Below are 15,354 nucleotides of genomic sequence, written 5' to 3' on the forward strand. Positions count from 1 at the left end.
GCGAGACGCCGTGCGGAGCGGGTTCGACCGCCCCGCACGGCGTTCGCGCTACTTGCCGCCGTCTTCCAGATCGCCCTCGGCCTGCAGGTAGACCTCCTGCAGCTTCTGCATCGTCTCCGGGTCCGGCTCCTGCCAGAGCTCGCGCCCGGCGGCCTCCAGCAGTCGCGCGGTGATCCCGTGCAGCGCCCACGGGTTCGACTCGGACAGGAACTCCTGGTTCTCCGGGTCGAGCACGTAGCTCTCCGCGATCTTCTCGTACATCCAGTCGGCCACGACCCCGGTCGTGGCGTCGTAGCCGAACAAGTAGTCCACAGTGGCCGCGAGCTCGAAAGCGCCCTTGTAGCCGTGCCGGCGCATCGCGGACAGCCACCGCGGATTGACCACCCGTGCGCGGAAGACCCGGGAGGTCTCCTCATGCAGGGTCCGCGTGCGCACCGAGTCCGGTCGGGTGCTGTCCCCGATGTAGGCCTCCGGGGACTTCCCGGTCAGCGCCCGGACTGTGGCGACCATCCCGCCGTGGTACTGGAAGTAGTCGTCGGAGTCGGCGATGTCGTGCTCGCGGGTGTCCGTGTTCTTCGCGGCCACCGCGATCCGCCGGAAGGAGTTCTCCATGTCCTCCCGGGCCGGGGCGCCGTCCATCTCGCGGCCGTAGGCGTAGCCGCCCCAGACCGTGTAGACCTCGGCGAGATCGGCATCGCCGCGCCAGTCCTGGCTGTCGATGAGCGGAAGGACGCCGGCGCCGTAGGTACCCGGCTTCGAACCGAAGATGCGCATGGTGGCGCGCCGGTCATCGCCGTGCCGCTGGACGTCGTCGGTGGTGTGCGCGCGCACGAAGTTCTGGTCGTGCGGCTCGTCCAGCGCGGCGACCATGCGCACCGCGTCGTCGAGCATCTCGACGACGTGCGGGAACGCGTCCCGGAAGAACCCGCTGATGCGCACCGTCACGTCCACGCGTGGACGGCCCAGCTCCTCCAGCGAGATCGGCTCCAGACCGTTGACCCGCCGGGACTGCTCGTCCCAGGTGGGGCGCACGCCCAGCAGCGCGAGCACCTCGGCGATGTCGTCGCCCGCGGTGCGCATGGCCGAGGTGCCCCACACCGACAGGCCCACCGAAGCGGGCCACTCGCCGTTGTCGCCGCGGTAGCGCTCCAGCAGCGAGTCGGCCATCGCCCACCCGGTCTCCCAGGCCAGCCGGCTCGGCACGGCCTTCGGGTCGACCGCGTAGAAGTTCCGGCCGGTCGGCAGCACGTTGATCAGCCCGCGCAGCGGGGACCCGCTCGGTCCGGCGGGAACGAAGCCGCCGTCGAGCGCGTGCAGCGTCGCGGTGATCTCGTCCGTGGTGGACTCCAGCCGCGGGACGACCTCCCGCGCGGCGAACTCCAGCACCTGCCGGACCGGTTCCGGGTCGGCCCCGGTGTCCAGCAGCTCGGCGCAGACCTCCCCGGCCGCCTCGGCGCTCCAGCCGCGCTGCTCCATGGCCTCGACCAGCGCGTGCGCCTTGGCTTCGGTGTCGTCGGTGTTCTCCCGCGTCGCCGAGCCGTCCTCGGCCAGGCCCAGCGCCTCGCGCAGCCCGGGGAGGGCGTCCTGGCGCCCGCCCCACATCTGGCGTGCGCGCAGCATCGCCAGCACCAGGTTCACCCGGGCCTCACCGGTCGGCGGGTCGCCGAACACGTGCAGCCCGTCGCGGATCTGGGCGTCCTTGACCTCGCAGAGCCAACCGTCGACCTCCAGCAGGAAGTCGTCGAACTCCGCGTCGTGCGGGCGCTCGTCCAGACCGAGGTCGTGGTCGAGCTGGGCGGCCTGGATGAGCGTCCAGATCTGGCTGCGGCTGGCCGGGAGCTTGGCCGGGTCCATCGCGGCGATGTTGGCGTGCTCGTCGAGCAGCTGCTCCAAGCGCGCGATGTCGCCGTAGCTCTCGGCACGGGCCATCGGCGGCACCAGGTGGTCGACGAGCGTGGCGTGCACCCGCCGCTTGGCCTGCGTGCCCTCGCCCGGGTCGTTGACCAGGAACGGGTAGATCAGCGGGAGGTCGCCCAGCGCCGCGTCCGGGGCGCACGAGGCCGACATCCCGGCTCCCTTGCCGGGCAGCCACTCCAGGTTCCCGTGCTTGCCCAGGTGCACCATCGCGTGCGCGCCGAAGTCCTCGGCCAGCCAGCGGTAGGCGGCCAGGTAGTGGTGGCTCGGCGGCAGGTCCGGATCGTGGTAGATCGCGATCGGGTTCTCGCCGAACCCGCGCGGCGGCTGCACCATGAGCATGACGTTGCCGGCGCGCAGCCCGGCGAGCACGATCTCGCCCTCGGAGCTGTGCGTGTAGTCGACGAACTGCTCGCCGGGAGGCGGGCCCCAGTGCTGCTCGACGGACTCGCGCAGCTCCTGCGGCAGCGTCGCGAACCACTCGCGGTAGCGGCTGGCGGGCACGCGGACCGGGTTGCCGGACAGCTGCTCCTCGGTGAGCCACTCGGGATCCTGACCGCCGGCGGCGATCAGCGCGTGGATGAGCGCGTCGCCGTCCTGCTCGGCCACGCCCGGCAGCGCGTCCTCGCCCTGCTCGGGGCCGACGTCGTAGCCCTGCTCGCGCAGCCGCTGCAGCAGCCGCACCGCGCTGGCCGGGGTGTCCAGGCCGACCGCGTTGCCGACCCGGGAGTGCTTGGTGGGGTACGCGGACAGCATCAGCACCAGCCGCCGCTGCTCGACCGGGGTGTGCCCGAGGCGGGCGTGGCTCACCGCGATTCCGGCCACCCGGGCCGCGCGCTCGGCGTCCGGCACGTAGACCGGCAGGCCTTCGGAGTCGTTCTCCTTGAACGAGAACGGCACGGTGATCAGCCGGCCGTCGAACTCCGGGACCGCGATCTGCGTGGCGGCGTCCATCGGGGACAGGCCGTCGTCGTTGTCCAGCCACTGCTCGCGGCTGCTGGTCAGGCACAGGCCCTGCAGGATCGGCACGTCCAGCTCGGCGAGCTTGCCGATGTCCCAGGCCTCGTCGTCACCGCCGGCCGCAGCGCTCGCCGGGCGCGAACCGCCCGCGGCGAGCATGGTCACCACCAGCGCGTCGGCGCCTTCCAGCGCTTCCAGCAGGTCGGGGGAGGGGCTGCGCAGCGAGCCGGAGAACAGCGGATCGGGCACGCCGCCCGCGTCTTCGATGGCCGAGCACAGGGTGTCCACGAAGTGCGTGTTGCCCGCCATGTGGTGCGCGCGGTAGTAGAGCACCGCCACGACGGGACCCTCCTCGCGGCGACGTTCGCGCTGCAGCCGGCCCCATTCCGGTGCCGGTGCCGGTGCGGCGAAACCGTGGCCGGTCAGCAGCAGCGTGTCGCTGAGGAAGTTGTGCAGCTGCGCCAGGTTGTCCGGACCGCCGTGCGCCAGGTAGGCGTGCGCCTCGGCGCAGACGCCGCCGGGAACCGTGGAGTGCTGCATGAGTTCGGCATCGGGCTGCTGCTCGCCGCCCAGGACCACGACGGGCCGCGGTCCGGCCAGCAGCTGGTCGAGGCCTTCTTCCCAGGCCCGGCGCCCGCCGAGGATGCGCACGACCACGAGGTCGGTGCCCGCGAGCAGCTCGTCGAGTTCCTCGCCCGCGTTGACCCGGGCGGGGTTGGCGAGGCGGTAGTCGACGCCGCTGGAACGGGCGCTGAGCAGGTCGGTGTCCGAAGTGGAGAGCAGGAGGATCATGCGGACCGCCTCCCCGCCCGGGTCGTCGAGCTCGGCAGGGACGGTCGATGGCGGGTCATGACGAGCGCCGCCGCGGCGGATCGCATCAGAGGCAACCTCTCTCGGGGTCCTCGCCCCGGTGTGGTCCGTGGGAGCGGCAGGGCGAGTGTCTGGCTGCCGGGCGGTTCCGCGAGCTGCCGGTGACGCGGTGGTCACGGCCCGGCGCGGAGGGTGTACCCGGTGACAGTGGCGGGACCGCGCCGGACTCGAACCGGCTTCCTCCCCCTGCCTCCGTTCGTGGTGACCCTACCGACAGTTCGAGCTGAAACAAAAACCCGGCAACTACGATGCGCACGCATGTCCTCCTCCGCTGACCGCGCCCGCCGACGCGGGGACGCCTGCCCGGGCGTGCTGCGGCCGCATCCCGCTGCGGACGGCGGCCTGGTGCGGATCCGGGTGCCCGGCGGGCTGCTCGATGCGCGGCAGTTCCAGGTGTTGTCGCAGGTCGCCGTCGAATTCGGGGCCGGATTCCTGGACCTCACGTCGCGGGGCAACGTCCAGCTGCGCGGCCTGGACGAGGACGCTCTCCCGGAGCTCGCGGTCCGGTTGTCCGACGTCGGCCTGCTTCCCTCGGGCGAGCACGAGAAGGTGCGCAACATCATCGCTTCGCCGCTGAGCGGTTGTGATGCGGGCAGCGTGCTCGACGTCGCCGACCAGGTGCGCGCGGTGGACCGCGCCCTGTGCGCCGATCCCGGGCTGGCCGGGCTGTCCGGGCGGTTCCTGTTCGTGCTCGACGACGGCCGCGGTGACGTGGCCGGGCTGGGCGGGGACGTGACGGCCCTGCCGGTTTCGGCCGACTCGGTCGCGCTGCTGCTGGGCGGGGTCGACAGCGGGCTGCGCGTGCCGGTCGCGTCGGCGGTGGAGGCGTTGCTGGGTGCTGCGCGCGCGTTCCAGGTGGTGCAAGCCGACGCGGGTTCCGCTGCGTGGCGGATCGCCGAACTGCCGGGCGCGGTGTCCGAGATCACGCGGCTCCTGCGGGCCGCGGTTCCGGCCGAGCTCGGCGAGCCCGTGCCGGTCCCGCCGCCCCGTCAGCGCGGTCCGATCGGGGTCCTCCCGGACGGCCGGGGGTGTGCGACGCTGTCCGCCGCGGCGCCGTTCGGCCGGCTCACCGGCGAGCAGCTGGCGGCGGTCGCGGGTGCCATGTCGGGTTCGGTCCGGCTCACCCCGTGGCGCGGCGTCGTGCTGCCGCAGGTCGCCGATCCGGACGCAGCACAGTCCTGGTTGGACGGTGCGGGCATGGTCGTCGACGCGGCCTCCCCGTGGAACGGGGTCACGGCCTGCGCGGGACGTCCCGGCTGCGCGAAATCCTTGACGGACGTGCGCGGTGACGCGCGCCGCGCGCTGCCCCTGCTGCCCGCCGGCGCAGCGGTGCACTTCTCCGGCTGCGCGCGCCGCTGCGGCAGGCCGCGCGGGGAGGTGGTCGACGTCGTCGCCGGCGAGCACGGCTACGAGGTGAGCAGGGGTACCGGCAACGAGGACGCCCGCACCGTCGCCGACGGGACGGGTACGACGGCCGCGATCGCGGCTTTGCGGAGGGAAGAGTGAACGAGTACGTCCGGGACGGAGCGGAGATCTACCGCCAGTCCTTCGCCACGATCCGGGCGGAGGCCGACCTGTCCGGGCTCCCCGGCGACCTCGGTCGGGTCGCGGTCCGGATGATCCACTCCTGCGGGATGGTCGACCTCGTCGAGGACCTCGGCTACTCGCCGGGCGTGGTCGCGGCCGCCCGCGGCGCCCTCGACCGCGGCGCCCCGATCCTGTGCGACGCGAAGATGGTCGCCGCGGGCGTGACCCGGCGCAGGCTGCCCGCCGACAACCGCGTGCTGTGCACCCTGGACGAGCCCGATGTCGCCGGCCTGGCCGCGCAGCTGGGCACCACGCGCAGCGCAGCGGCCATGGAGCACTGGCGCGCCCACCTCGACGGGGCGGTCGTCGCGATCGGCAACGCCCCCACCGCGCTGTACCGGCTGCTGGAGCTGATCGCCGAAGGGGCCGGTCGTCCGGCGGCGGTGCTGGGCATCCCGGTCGGGTTCATCGGTGCGGTCGAGTCCAAGCAGGCTTTGGTGGACAGCCCGCACGGTGTGGAACACCTGGTCGTGCACGGTCGTCGCGGCGGCAGCGCGCTCACGGCGGCGGCGATCAACGCGATTGCGAGTGAGGAAGAATGAGCAACCAGGCAAGCAGCGAACGCCCCGTCGGCCGGTTGCGGGGTGTGGGCCTCGGGCCGGGTGATCCGGAGCTGATGACCGTCAAGGCCGCCCGCATCCTCGGCGAGGCAGACGTGATCGCGTACCACAGCGCGCGGCACGGTCGCAGCGTCGCCTACGCCCTGGCGTCCGGCTACCTCTCCGGGGAGCAGGTCGAGGAGCCGCTGATCTACCCGGTGACCACCGAGACCACCGACCACCCCGGTGGCTACCAGGGCGCGATCGACGAGTTCTACGCCGAGTCCGCCGAGCGGCTGGCCAAGCACCTGGACGCGGGGCGGGACGTGGTGGTGCTCGCCGAGGGTGATCCGCTGTTCTACGGCTCCTACATGCACATGCACAAACGCCTGGCGCACCGCTACCCGACCGAGGTCGTGCCCGCGGTGACCTCGGTGAGCGCTGCCTCGGCGATGCTCGGGCGCCCGCTGGTCGAACGGGACGAGACGCTGACCATGTTGCCGGGAACGCTGCCGCAGGAGGAGCTGGCCCGACGGCTGGCCCAGACGGACTCCGCCGCGGTGCTCAAACTGGGCCGCACCTTCGGGCACGTGCGGGACGCGCTGGAATCGGTCGGGCGCCTCGACGAGGCGTGGTACGTCGAACGGGCCACCACCGACCGCGAACGCATCCAGCCGCTCGGTGATGTCGACCCGAGCACGGTGCCGTACTTCTCGCTGGCGCTGCTGCCCAGCAAGGTCTCGCTGCCCACTCCGGAACCCGCCGCCGAGGACGGCGCGGGGCACATCGCGGTGCGGGGCGGCGAGGTGGTCGTCGTCGGCCTCGGCCCGGCCGGTCGGCCGTGGCAGACCCCAGAGGTGCAGGACGCGTTGGCCACCGCGGACGAACTGGTGGGCTACGGCCCCTACCTGGACCGCGTCCCGCACAACCCGCGGCAGGTCCGGCACGCCTCGGACAACCAGGTGGAGTCCCAGCGCGCCGAGCACGCGCTGCAGTTGGCCCGGGCCGGTTCGCGGGTCGCTGTCGTGTCCTCCGGCGACCCGGGGGTGTTCGGGATGGCCACCGCCGTGCTGGAGATCGCGAGCGATCCGCAGTACGCGGACGTTCCGGTGCGGGTGCTGCCGGGCCTCAGCGCAGCCCATGCCGCGGCCAGCCGCGCCGGTGCGCCGCTCGGGCACGACTACTGCGTGCTGTCGCTGTCCGACCGGCTCAAGCCCTGGGAGGCGATCGCGCAGCGCCTGACCGCCGCCGCGGCCGCCGATCTGGCCATCGCCGTCTACAACCCGGCCTCGCGTAGCCGCCGCTGGCAGGTCGAAGCGGCCCGCGATCTGCTGCTCGAGCACCGCTCCCCGGACACCCCGGTGATCATCGCGCGCGACGTCGGACGTCCCGACGAGCGGATCAGCACCGCGCGGCTGGCCGACCTCGATCCGGAGCAGGTGGACATGCGCTGCCTGCTCATCATCGGTTCCTCGACCACCCGGGTGGTGCAGCGCGGCGAGGACACCGCCGTGTACACCCCGCGCCGCTACCCGGAGTGATTCTCCAGCCACGCGACCGCCGCCCGAGGTGTCCGCACGACCGGGCCCTCGGGCGGCTCGGGCCGGGACACCACGACCACCGGTATCCCGAGGTGGCGGGCTGCGCGCAGCTTCGCCGCGGTCATCTCCCCGCCGCTGTCCTTGGTCACCAGCACGTCGATATCGTGGCCGCGCAGCAGCTCCAGCTCGCCGTCGACGGTGAAGGGCCCGCGGTCGAGCAGCACCCGCAGGTGCCGGGGCAGCGGTGGTTCCGGAGGATCGACGCAGCGCAGAAGGAATCGATGATCGTCCAGTTCGGCGAACGCCGACGCGTCCTGGCGTCCCGTGGTGAGGAACACCCGCGGGCCGAGGCCGCGCAGCGCTTCGACCGCTGCGGGCATCGAGGGCACCCGGCGCCAGTCGTCGCCGGGGCCCGCACGCCAGCCGGGGCGGCGCAACATCAGCAGCGGCACGCCGGTCATCCGAGCCGCCTCGGCCGCCGAGGTACTCATGCGCTGCGCGAACGGGTGCGTGGCGTCCACGAGCACGTCGGTGCCGCGTTCGCGCATCCAGCGCGCCAGCCCCGCCGGACCGCCGAAGCCGCCGATGCGCACCTCGCCGTCCGGCACCCGGACCTCGCTGACTCGCCCGGCCAGCGAGGACACGGCTTCGAACCGCGGATGAGCCGCCAGCAGTCCCGCGAGTTCGCGCGCCTCGCCGGTTCCGCCCAGCACCAGCACCGAGATCACGGCGCGTCCCGGGATCCGCGATGAGCGAGCTGCGCTACGGCTGGACCACCGGGGCGTGCGCCACGGCGGCCACCAAAGCCGCCTGCACCGCCCTGCTCACCGGCGACTTCCCGGATCCGGTGTCCATCACGCTGCCCAAGGGGCACGAACCCGCCTTCGCCCTGGCGCACGAGGAGCTGCGCGCCGACCGGGCCACCGCCGCCGTGGTCAAGGATGCAGGCGATGATCCCGACGTCACGCACGGTGCGCTGATCAGCGTCACGGTGTCCGCGGGAGAACCGGGTTCGGGCGTGACGTTCCGCGCGGGCCCCGGCGTGGGCACGATCAGCAAACCCGGGTTGCCGCTGCCGGTCGGCGAACCCGCGATCAACCCGGTCCCGCGCGAGCTCATGACCGGCGTGGTCGCCGAGGTCGCCGCTGAGCACGGCGGCACCGCTGACGTCGTCGTCGAGGTCTCCGTGGAGAACGGCGCCGAAATCGCCCGCCAGACCTGGAATCCGCGGCTGGGCATCGTCGGGGGACTGTCCATCCTGGGCACTACCGGCGTCGTGGTGCCGTACTCCTGCTCGGCGTGGATCGCCAGTATCCGCCGCGGTGTCGACGTCGCCCGCTCCATCGGGCACCGGCACGTCGCGGGCTGCACCGGCAGCACCTCCGAGCGCGTGGTCACCGAGCTGCACGGGCTGGCCGAGGACGCGCTGCTGGACATGGGCGATTTCGCGGGCGCGGTGCTCAAATACCTGCGGCAGCACCCGGTTCCACGGCTGACGATCGGCGGTGGCATCGGCAAGCTGGCCAAGCTCGCCACCGGTCACCTCGACCTGCACTCCGGGCGCAGCCAGGTCGATTTCAGCGCGCTGGCGGACATGGCTCGCCGGGCCGGAGCCGGCGACGAGCTCGCCGAACTGGTCGGCGGCTCCAACACCGCGCTGGAAGCGCTCGGGCACTGCCGGGACCGGGACGTGCCGCTGGGTGATGTCATCGCCGAGCAGTCCCGGCGCACCGCCGGGGAAGTCCTGCGCGACGCAGCGGTCGCCGTGGACGTCGTCGTCATCGACCGCGGCGGCACGATCGTCGGCCGCGCCCACTGATCAGTCCCGCTGCCGCTGCGGCGAATACAGGGCGCTGTCCGGGAACTGCGTCGCGGTGAGCACCTCGCCGACCACGAACACCGCGGTGCGCTTGATCCCGGCGGCGTGCACCTGCTCGGCGATGTCGCCCAGCGTTCCGCGCAGCACCACCTCGTCCGCGCGACTGGCCCGGGCGACCACGGCCACCGGGCAGTCGGCGCCGTAGTTCGGCGTCAGCTCCTCGACCAGCTCGTCGACCCGTTGCGTGGACAGGTGCAGGACCATCGTCGACCCCGACCGGCCGAGCGTGGCCAGGTCCTCGCCCTCCGGCATCGGCGTGGCCCGTGCGGCCGTGCGGGTGAGGATCACCGTCTGGCCCACGCCCGGGACCGTGAGTTCCCGGTTCAGCGAAGCCGCCGCCGCCGCGAAGGCCGGTACTCCGGGGACGACGTCGTAAGGCACGCCGAGCTCGTCCAGCCGGCGCATCTGCTCGGCCATCGCGCTCATCACCGAGGGATCCCCGGAGTGCAACCGCGCGACGTCCCGCCCGTCGCGGTGCGCCGCGACCAGCTCGTCGAGGATCTCGTCGAGCGTCATCTTCGCCGTGTCGATCCGGCGGGCCCCGGGCGGGCAGTTGTCCAGCATCTCCGGCGGCACCAGCGCCCCCGCGTACAGGCACACCGGGGACCGCTCGATGAGCTCGCGGCCCCGCACCGTGATGAGGTCGGCGGCACCGGGGCCCGCCCCGATGAAGTGCACGGTCATGGCTTGGTCACCTTCCACGTCGTCACTGGCATCATCGCGCGCCACCCGGTGAACGAGCCCACCGGCGACCCGCGGGAGATCTGGGTGCGCACCAGGTCGCCGCCGAGCCGGCCCTGCCACTGGGCCAGCACCGCCTCCGCTTCGACCGTCACGGCATTGGCGACGAGCCGGCCGCCGGGGGCCAGCGCGTCCCAGCAGGCGTCGAGCACCCCCGGCCGGGTCACGCCGCCGCCGACGAAAACCGCGGCCGGGTGCTCCGGCCGCTCCTGCAGCGCTTCCGGGGCGCTGCCGCGCACCACTTCCAGCGCGGGGACGCCCAACGCGCCGGCGTTGCGCTGCGAGCGGTCCGCGCGGTCCGCGCGCTGCTCGAACGCGACCGCCCGGCAGGACGGATGCGCGCGCATCCATTCGATGGCCACGCTCGCCGCGCCCGAACCGACGTCCCACAGCAGTTGCCCGGGCACCGGCGCGAGGTGGGCGAGGGTGATCGCGCGGACTTCGCGCTTGGTGAGCTGGCCGTCGTGCTCGAAGGCCTCGTCCGGTAGGCCGGGGGTGCGCGGCAGCAGCGGCGCCTGCTCGTCCGCCCGCACCTCGATCGCCACGATGTTCAGCGCGTCCGCGGCGGAACCGGCCCATTCGCGGGCCTTTCCGGTGCGCTCGCGTTCCTCGGTCGCGCCCAACCGCTCCAGCACGGTCATCCTGCTGTCCGGGTAGCCGCGGGCCGTCAGCAGCTCCGCGATCGCCGCGGGAGTGCTGCCGTCGGCGCTGAGCACGAGGACCCGCTGGTCCGGCTGCAGCGCCGGGTGCAGCTGCTCGACCGGGCGCCCCACCAGGCTCACCACCTCGACGCGGTCCAGCGCCCAGCCCATCCGCGCGCACGCCAGCGACAGGGACGAGGCTTGCGGGAACACCCGCACCTGCCCGGCGCCCAGCATGCGCACCAGCGTGCTGCCCACTCCGAAGAACATCGGATCGCCGCTGGCCAGCACGCACACCGCGCGTCCGGCGTGTTCGTCGAGCAGCGACTGCAGGGCAGGCAGCATCGGTGACGGCCACGGCACGCGCTCGGCCGCGACGTCCCGCAGTTGGGCGAGCTGGCGGGTGCTGCCCAGCACCACCTCGGCGGTGCGCAGTTCCTCCCGCGCCGCTTCGGAGAGCCCGTGCCAGCCGTCCGCGCCGATGCCGACGACCGTGACCATCACACCGTGCCCAACACGCGGGTGATCCGGATTTCGAGCACGACCCGCTGCGCGTTCGGACGCGGGGTGCGGTAGCGCTGCGCGTACCGGCGCTCGGCCTCCGCGATCGATTCGGCGTCGGTGCGGACCGTGGCGCGGCCTTCCAATGCCGACCACCGGCGTCCGTCCACCTGGCACACCGACACCGGGGCTTCCCCCTGGTCGGCGGCCAGCACGTTGCGCGCCTTGCGGGACGTGCGCGAGCACATCACCCGCACGGTGCCCGACTCCGCGTCCAACGTCGCCCCCACCGGCGTGACGTGCGGCGATCCGTTCGGGCGCACCGTGCTCAACGTGCACACGCGCCGCTCGGACCAGAACTCGGCGAACGCCTCGCCCCGGCTCGCGACGTCGACCACAGACGCTCTCCTCCCCGCACGATCCGACCGGAGGAGTGTAGTCGCGGCCCGGTACCGCGAGGTGGGGCCGGTGAGCGACCTCTCGCGCCGCGGTGGGCGTGAGCTGCTCCCCGTCCACAACGAGGAACGTTCCCTGCCCGGGTGCCTGCACGTGTTCGGGGAACCGCGGCCTACGCGCTGACCCGGTGGTTGTCGGCGGAGGCGCGCTGCGCGGGCGACCCGGTGGTGGGTGGCCTCGGCCGCGCTGATCGGCTGCGGCTTCCTCACCGAGATGCTGCAGGCGTGGATGGTGCTGCCGGTGTTCGTCGCCGTGTGCCTGATCGGCCGCGAAACCGGTTGGGGGCGGCGGATGGCCGATCTGGGCATCGCTGCGGGGGTCCTTGCGGCGGCAGCGCCGATGCTGAGCAGGAGGGTGGCGGCGAGTCGAGCCAGCTCCACGACTGCCGCGGCTGACCGGCGGTCATCGCGAGCGGGGCACCGGCCGACCCTCCGCTCGTGCTGTGCCGGGGCGGTTCTCCAGCAGCCGCTGACCGGGCGGACCGGCGGGGGCGCCGGTGTGCTGCACGCCTCCTCGACCGGCGGGAGATGATGGGGGGCCGTCCCGCTCGTTCCAGGGAGGAGATGCGGTGCCCGGGGAAGATCCCACGCTCGGCGATCTGGAGCGCGAGCTCACCCTGTTCGCCCGGTACTACCTGTCCAGCGGTCCGTACCGCTCCGGTCAGCGGCTCGAACGGTCGGGCTACCTGGTGCTGTCCCGGCTGGAGGTGGCGGGGCCGATGACGCTCAAGGAGCTCGCGCAGGCATACCGGCTGGACCTGTCGACCATCAACCGCCAAGTGGCGCCGCTCGTCCGTCAAGGGTTGATCGAGCGCTTCGCGGATCCCGGCGGGGGTGCCGCGCGCAAGCTGCGCCCCACCGAGCTGGGCAGGCAGGAGCTCGCGCACGACCGGGAGGGAGTCTGCGCCGCGCTGGCGGAAGTGACCGAGGGGTGGTCCCCGGAGCGGTTGGCCCAGTTTCGCGATCTCGTCGGCGAGTTCAACCGCACCGTGGAGGAGAAGGAGCGCGACCGGCACCGGCAGGACTAGCCGGGGCGTCGCGCCTTCGTGCGGAACATCCCGCGAACCGTGGTGGGAGGGGTTGCTCCTGGTACCCCTAGGGGGTATAAATCCGAGGTGGCGCGGACACCCCCTGGGGGTAGTTTCGGCGGCAGGGAACACAGCGCGAACCGGGAGGGACCGATGATCGAGGCCACCTACACCGTCACCGGTATGACCTGCGAGCACTGCGCTCGCTCGGTGTCCGAGGAGGTCGGCGAGCTGCCGGGGGTCTCTGACGTGGCCGTCGATGTGCGGACCGGGAACGTGCAGGTCACCAGCGCCGAGCAGCTGAGCACCGACGCGGTCCGCAGCGCGGTCGAGGAAGCGGGCTACGCCCTGGCCTGACCGGGGCGTTCTCCGGCGGCGACGAGGGAGACGACCATGACATCCACCGCGGAGACCGGTTCCGACCGCGAACTGGAACTGGACATCACCGGTATGACCTGCGCGTCCTGCGCGGCGCGGGTGGAGCGCAAGCTCAACAAGCTGGACGGGGTCTCGGCCAGCGTCAACTACGCCACCGAGAAGGCGCGGATCAGCGTCCCGCAGGACCTGGACCCGCAGCGCCTCGTGCAGACCGTCGAGGCCGCCGGGTACGGGGCCGACCTGCCCGAGCCGGACGACGAGTCCGCCCCTGGGCAGGACGACGGCCCGCTGCGCCTGCGGCTGATCGTCTCGGCCGTGCTGTCCGCGCCGGTCGTGGCCATGGCGATGGTGCCCGCGTGGCAGGTCACCTACTGGCAGTGGGTCTCGCTCGTGCTGGCGCTGCCCGTCGTGGTGTGGGGCGGCTGGCCGTTCCACCGCTCGGCGTGGACCAACCTGCGGCACGGTACGGCCACCATGGACACGCTGGTGTCCCTGGGCACTCTGGCCGCGCTGGCGTGGTCGCTGTACGCGCTGGTGTTCGGCACGGCGGGCGTGCTCGGGATGACCCACCCCTTCGACCTCACCGGCCGGCACACCGACGGGGCGAGCAGCATCTACCTGGAGGTGGCCGCCGGGGTCACCGCGTTCCTCCTGGCCGGGCGCTACTTCGAAGTCCGCGCCAAGCGCCGCGCCGGATCAGCGCTGCGCGCCCTGCTGGAGCTGGGCGCCAAGGACGTGGCCGTGCTGCGGGACGGCGGTGAGATCCGCGTTCCGGTGGGCGAACTCGCGCCCGGGGACGTGTTCGCGGTGCGGCCGGGCGAGAAGATCGCCACGGACGGCATCGTCGAGGAGGGCAGCTCGGCCGTCGACGCCGGCATGCTCACCGGCGAGTCGGTCCCGGTGGAGGTGGGGCCGGGCGATCCGGTCATCGGGGCGACGGTCAACGCGGGCGGACGACTGCTCGTGCGCGCCACGAAGATCGGCTCGGACACCCAGCTGGCGCAGATGGCTCGGCTCGTCGAGGAGGCGCAGGCGGGCAAGGCCGCGGTGCAGCGGCTGGCCGACCGGATCTCGGCGGTGTTCGTGCCGCTGGTCATCGCGCTGGCCGCCGGCACGCTGCTGGTCTGGCTGGCCGCCGGCGGCGGAGTGGCGGCCGCGTTCACCGCGGCGGTGGCGGTGCTGATCATCGCCTGCCCCTGCGCGCTCGGCCTGGCCACGCCGACCGCGCTGCTGGTGGGCACCGGCCGCGGCGCGCAGCTGGGCATCCTGATCAAGGGCCCCGAAGTGCTCGAATCCACCCGGCGCATCGACACCGTGGTGCTGGACAAGACGGGCACGGTCACCACCGGGCGGATGCAACTGCAGGCGGTGCGCACCACCGGGGACGTGGACCGGGCCGAAGCGCTGCGCATCGCCGGAGCGCTGGAGGACGCCTCGGAGCACCCGGTGGCGCGCGCGATCAGCGCCGCGGCGCGCGAGGAACTCGGCGAGCTGCCCGCGGTCGAGGACTTCGCCGGGGAACCGGGCCTGGGCGTGCGCGGGCGGGTCGAAGGACGGGCCGTGCTGGCCGGGCGGCCGGCGCTGCTGGACCAGCCGCTGCCCGACGACCTGCAGCGGGCGCTCGGCGACGCGGAAGCAGCCGGCCGGACCGCGGTCGTGCTCGCTCGGGACGACGCGCCGATGGCGCTGCTGGAGGTCGCCGACGCGGTCAAGCCGTCCTCGGCCGAGGCGGTGCGTGACCTGCGCGGACTGGGGCTCACCCCGGTTCTGCTGACCGGTGACAACCGCGCGGTGGCAGATTCGGTGGCCGAGCAGGTCGGCATCGGCGAGGTCATCGCCGAGGTGCTGCCCGCGGACAAGGTCGGCGTGATCACCGGGCTGCAGCGCTCCGGCAAGGTCGTGGCGATGGTTGGCGACGGGGTCAACGACGCCGCGGCGCTGGCCGCGGCGGACCTCGGGCTGGCGATGGGCACCGGCACGGACGTGGCCATCGAGGCCGGGGACCTGACCCTGGTCCGGGGCGACCTGCGTTCCGCGGCCGAGGCGATCCGGCTGTCCCGCCGCACCCTGTCCACCATCAAAGGCAACCTGTTCTGGGCGTTCGCCTACAACGTGGCGGCGCTGCCGCTGGCGGCGGCCGGCCTGCTCAATCCGATGATCGCCGGGGCGGCGATGGCGTTCTCCTCGGTGTTCGTGGTCAGCAACAGCCTGCGGTTGCGCCGGTTCGGCAAGGGGCGCCGGACCGGCTGATCCGCCGGGATGTTGACCGCTCGCGTCGGGTCGGTGAGGATCCGTGCCGGAAGCGATGTCTCGGCGGATG

The 15,354-nt window shown here is 73.2% G+C and carries 12 protein-coding genes, 1 pseudogene and 1 riboswitch; of the genes and pseudogenes, 8 read left to right on the forward strand and 5 right to left on the reverse strand.

All coding sequences use genetic code 11. The features are described from left to right. Positions 1–48: 48 nt before the first annotated feature. Positions 49–3,666, reverse strand: coding sequence for a cobaltochelatase subunit CobN (gene cobN / locus IQ251_RS02615; protein ID WP_193926787.1), 3,618 nt, complete (start codon positions 3,664–3,666; stop codon positions 49–51). A 123-nt stretch (positions 3,667–3,789) separates the two neighbouring features. Continuing rightward, positions 3,790–3,969: riboswitch (cobalamin riboswitch) on the reverse strand. 33 nt (positions 3,970–4,002) lie between these two features. Between cobN and IQ251_RS02620 the strand changes: the two genes are divergently transcribed. The 3 genes from IQ251_RS02620 to IQ251_RS02630 are packed head-to-tail and all read left to right on the forward strand — an operon-like array spanning position 4,003 to position 7,411. Further along, on the forward strand, positions 4,003–5,250 hold the full coding sequence (locus IQ251_RS02620; RefSeq protein WP_193926788.1) for a ferredoxin-like domain-containing protein: 1,248 nt from the start codon (positions 4,003–4,005) through the stop codon (positions 5,248–5,250). Then, a complete protein-coding gene (locus IQ251_RS02625) occupies positions 5,247–5,873 on the forward strand; it encodes a precorrin-8X methylmutase (protein WP_193926789.1) in 627 nt (208 codons plus the stop codon). The genes IQ251_RS02620 and IQ251_RS02625 overlap by 4 nt, the downstream gene beginning before the upstream one ends. Continuing rightward, the gene (locus IQ251_RS02630; protein ID WP_193926790.1) at positions 5,870–7,411 is read left to right on the forward strand and encodes a precorrin-2 C(20)-methyltransferase; all 1,542 of its coding nucleotides are present in this window, start codon (positions 5,870–5,872) and stop codon (positions 7,409–7,411) included. Before IQ251_RS02625 ends, IQ251_RS02630 begins: the two co-directional genes overlap by 4 nt. Here IQ251_RS02630 and IQ251_RS02635 read toward each other — a convergent pair. Then, complete coding sequence (locus IQ251_RS02635) at positions 7,399–8,136, reverse strand: cobalt-precorrin-6A reductase (RefSeq protein ID WP_370591179.1); 738 nt, start codon at positions 8,134–8,136, stop codon at positions 7,399–7,401. The two genes, IQ251_RS02630 and IQ251_RS02635, sit on opposite strands and share 13 nt — an antisense overlap. A 23-nt stretch (positions 8,137–8,159) precedes the next feature. Between IQ251_RS02635 and IQ251_RS02640 the strand changes: the two genes are divergently transcribed. After that, complete coding sequence (locus tag IQ251_RS02640) at positions 8,160–9,230, forward strand: cobalt-precorrin-5B (C(1))-methyltransferase (protein WP_193926792.1); 1,071 nt, start codon at positions 8,160–8,162, stop codon at positions 9,228–9,230. Here IQ251_RS02640 and cobM read toward each other — a convergent pair whose 3' ends face one another. From cobM to IQ251_RS02655, 3 genes are read right to left on the reverse strand one after another with little or no spacing between them, the layout of a single operon-like run. Further along, entirely contained in the window at positions 9,231–9,974 is a 744-nt protein-coding gene (gene cobM, locus IQ251_RS02645) for a precorrin-4 C(11)-methyltransferase (protein WP_193926793.1), read from the reverse strand. After that, the gene (gene cbiE, locus IQ251_RS02650; RefSeq protein ID WP_193926794.1) at positions 9,971–11,173 is read right to left on the reverse strand and encodes a precorrin-6y C5,15-methyltransferase (decarboxylating) subunit CbiE; all 1,203 of its coding nucleotides are present in this window, start codon (positions 11,171–11,173) and stop codon (positions 9,971–9,973) included. Before cbiE ends, cobM begins: the two co-directional genes overlap by 4 nt. Continuing rightward, a complete protein-coding gene (locus IQ251_RS02655; protein ID WP_193926795.1) occupies positions 11,173–11,571 on the reverse strand; it encodes a pyridoxamine 5'-phosphate oxidase family protein in 399 nt (132 codons plus the stop codon). Before IQ251_RS02655 ends, cbiE begins: the two co-directional genes overlap by 1 nt. Positions 11,572–11,794: 223 nt before the next feature. Between IQ251_RS02655 and IQ251_RS19585 the strand changes: the two are divergent. The 4 genes and pseudogenes from IQ251_RS19585 to IQ251_RS02670 form a co-directional block, all read left to right on the forward strand. Next, positions 11,795–12,160 (forward strand): annotated as a pseudogene (locus IQ251_RS19585) (hypothetical protein); the annotation flags it as partial. A 37-nt stretch (positions 12,161–12,197) separates the two neighbouring features. Beyond that, positions 12,198–12,656 (forward strand): MarR family winged helix-turn-helix transcriptional regulator, encoded by a 459-nt coding sequence (locus IQ251_RS02660; RefSeq protein WP_193926796.1) that lies wholly within the window; start codon positions 12,198–12,200, stop codon positions 12,654–12,656. Positions 12,657–12,809: 153 nt separating this feature from the next. Further along, positions 12,810–13,013, forward strand: a complete 204-nt coding sequence (locus IQ251_RS02665; RefSeq protein ID WP_193926797.1) for a heavy-metal-associated domain-containing protein — start codon at positions 12,810–12,812, stop codon at positions 13,011–13,013. Positions 13,014–13,049: 36 nt separating this feature from the next. Next, entirely contained in the window at positions 13,050–15,284 is a 2,235-nt protein-coding gene (locus IQ251_RS02670) for a heavy metal translocating P-type ATPase (RefSeq protein WP_193926798.1), read from the forward strand. Positions 15,285–15,354 lie beyond the last annotated feature (70 nt).

The organism is Saccharopolyspora montiporae (assembly GCF_015209505.1).
Classification (GTDB): domain Bacteria; phylum Actinomycetota; class Actinomycetes; order Mycobacteriales; family Pseudonocardiaceae; genus Saccharopolyspora; species Saccharopolyspora montiporae.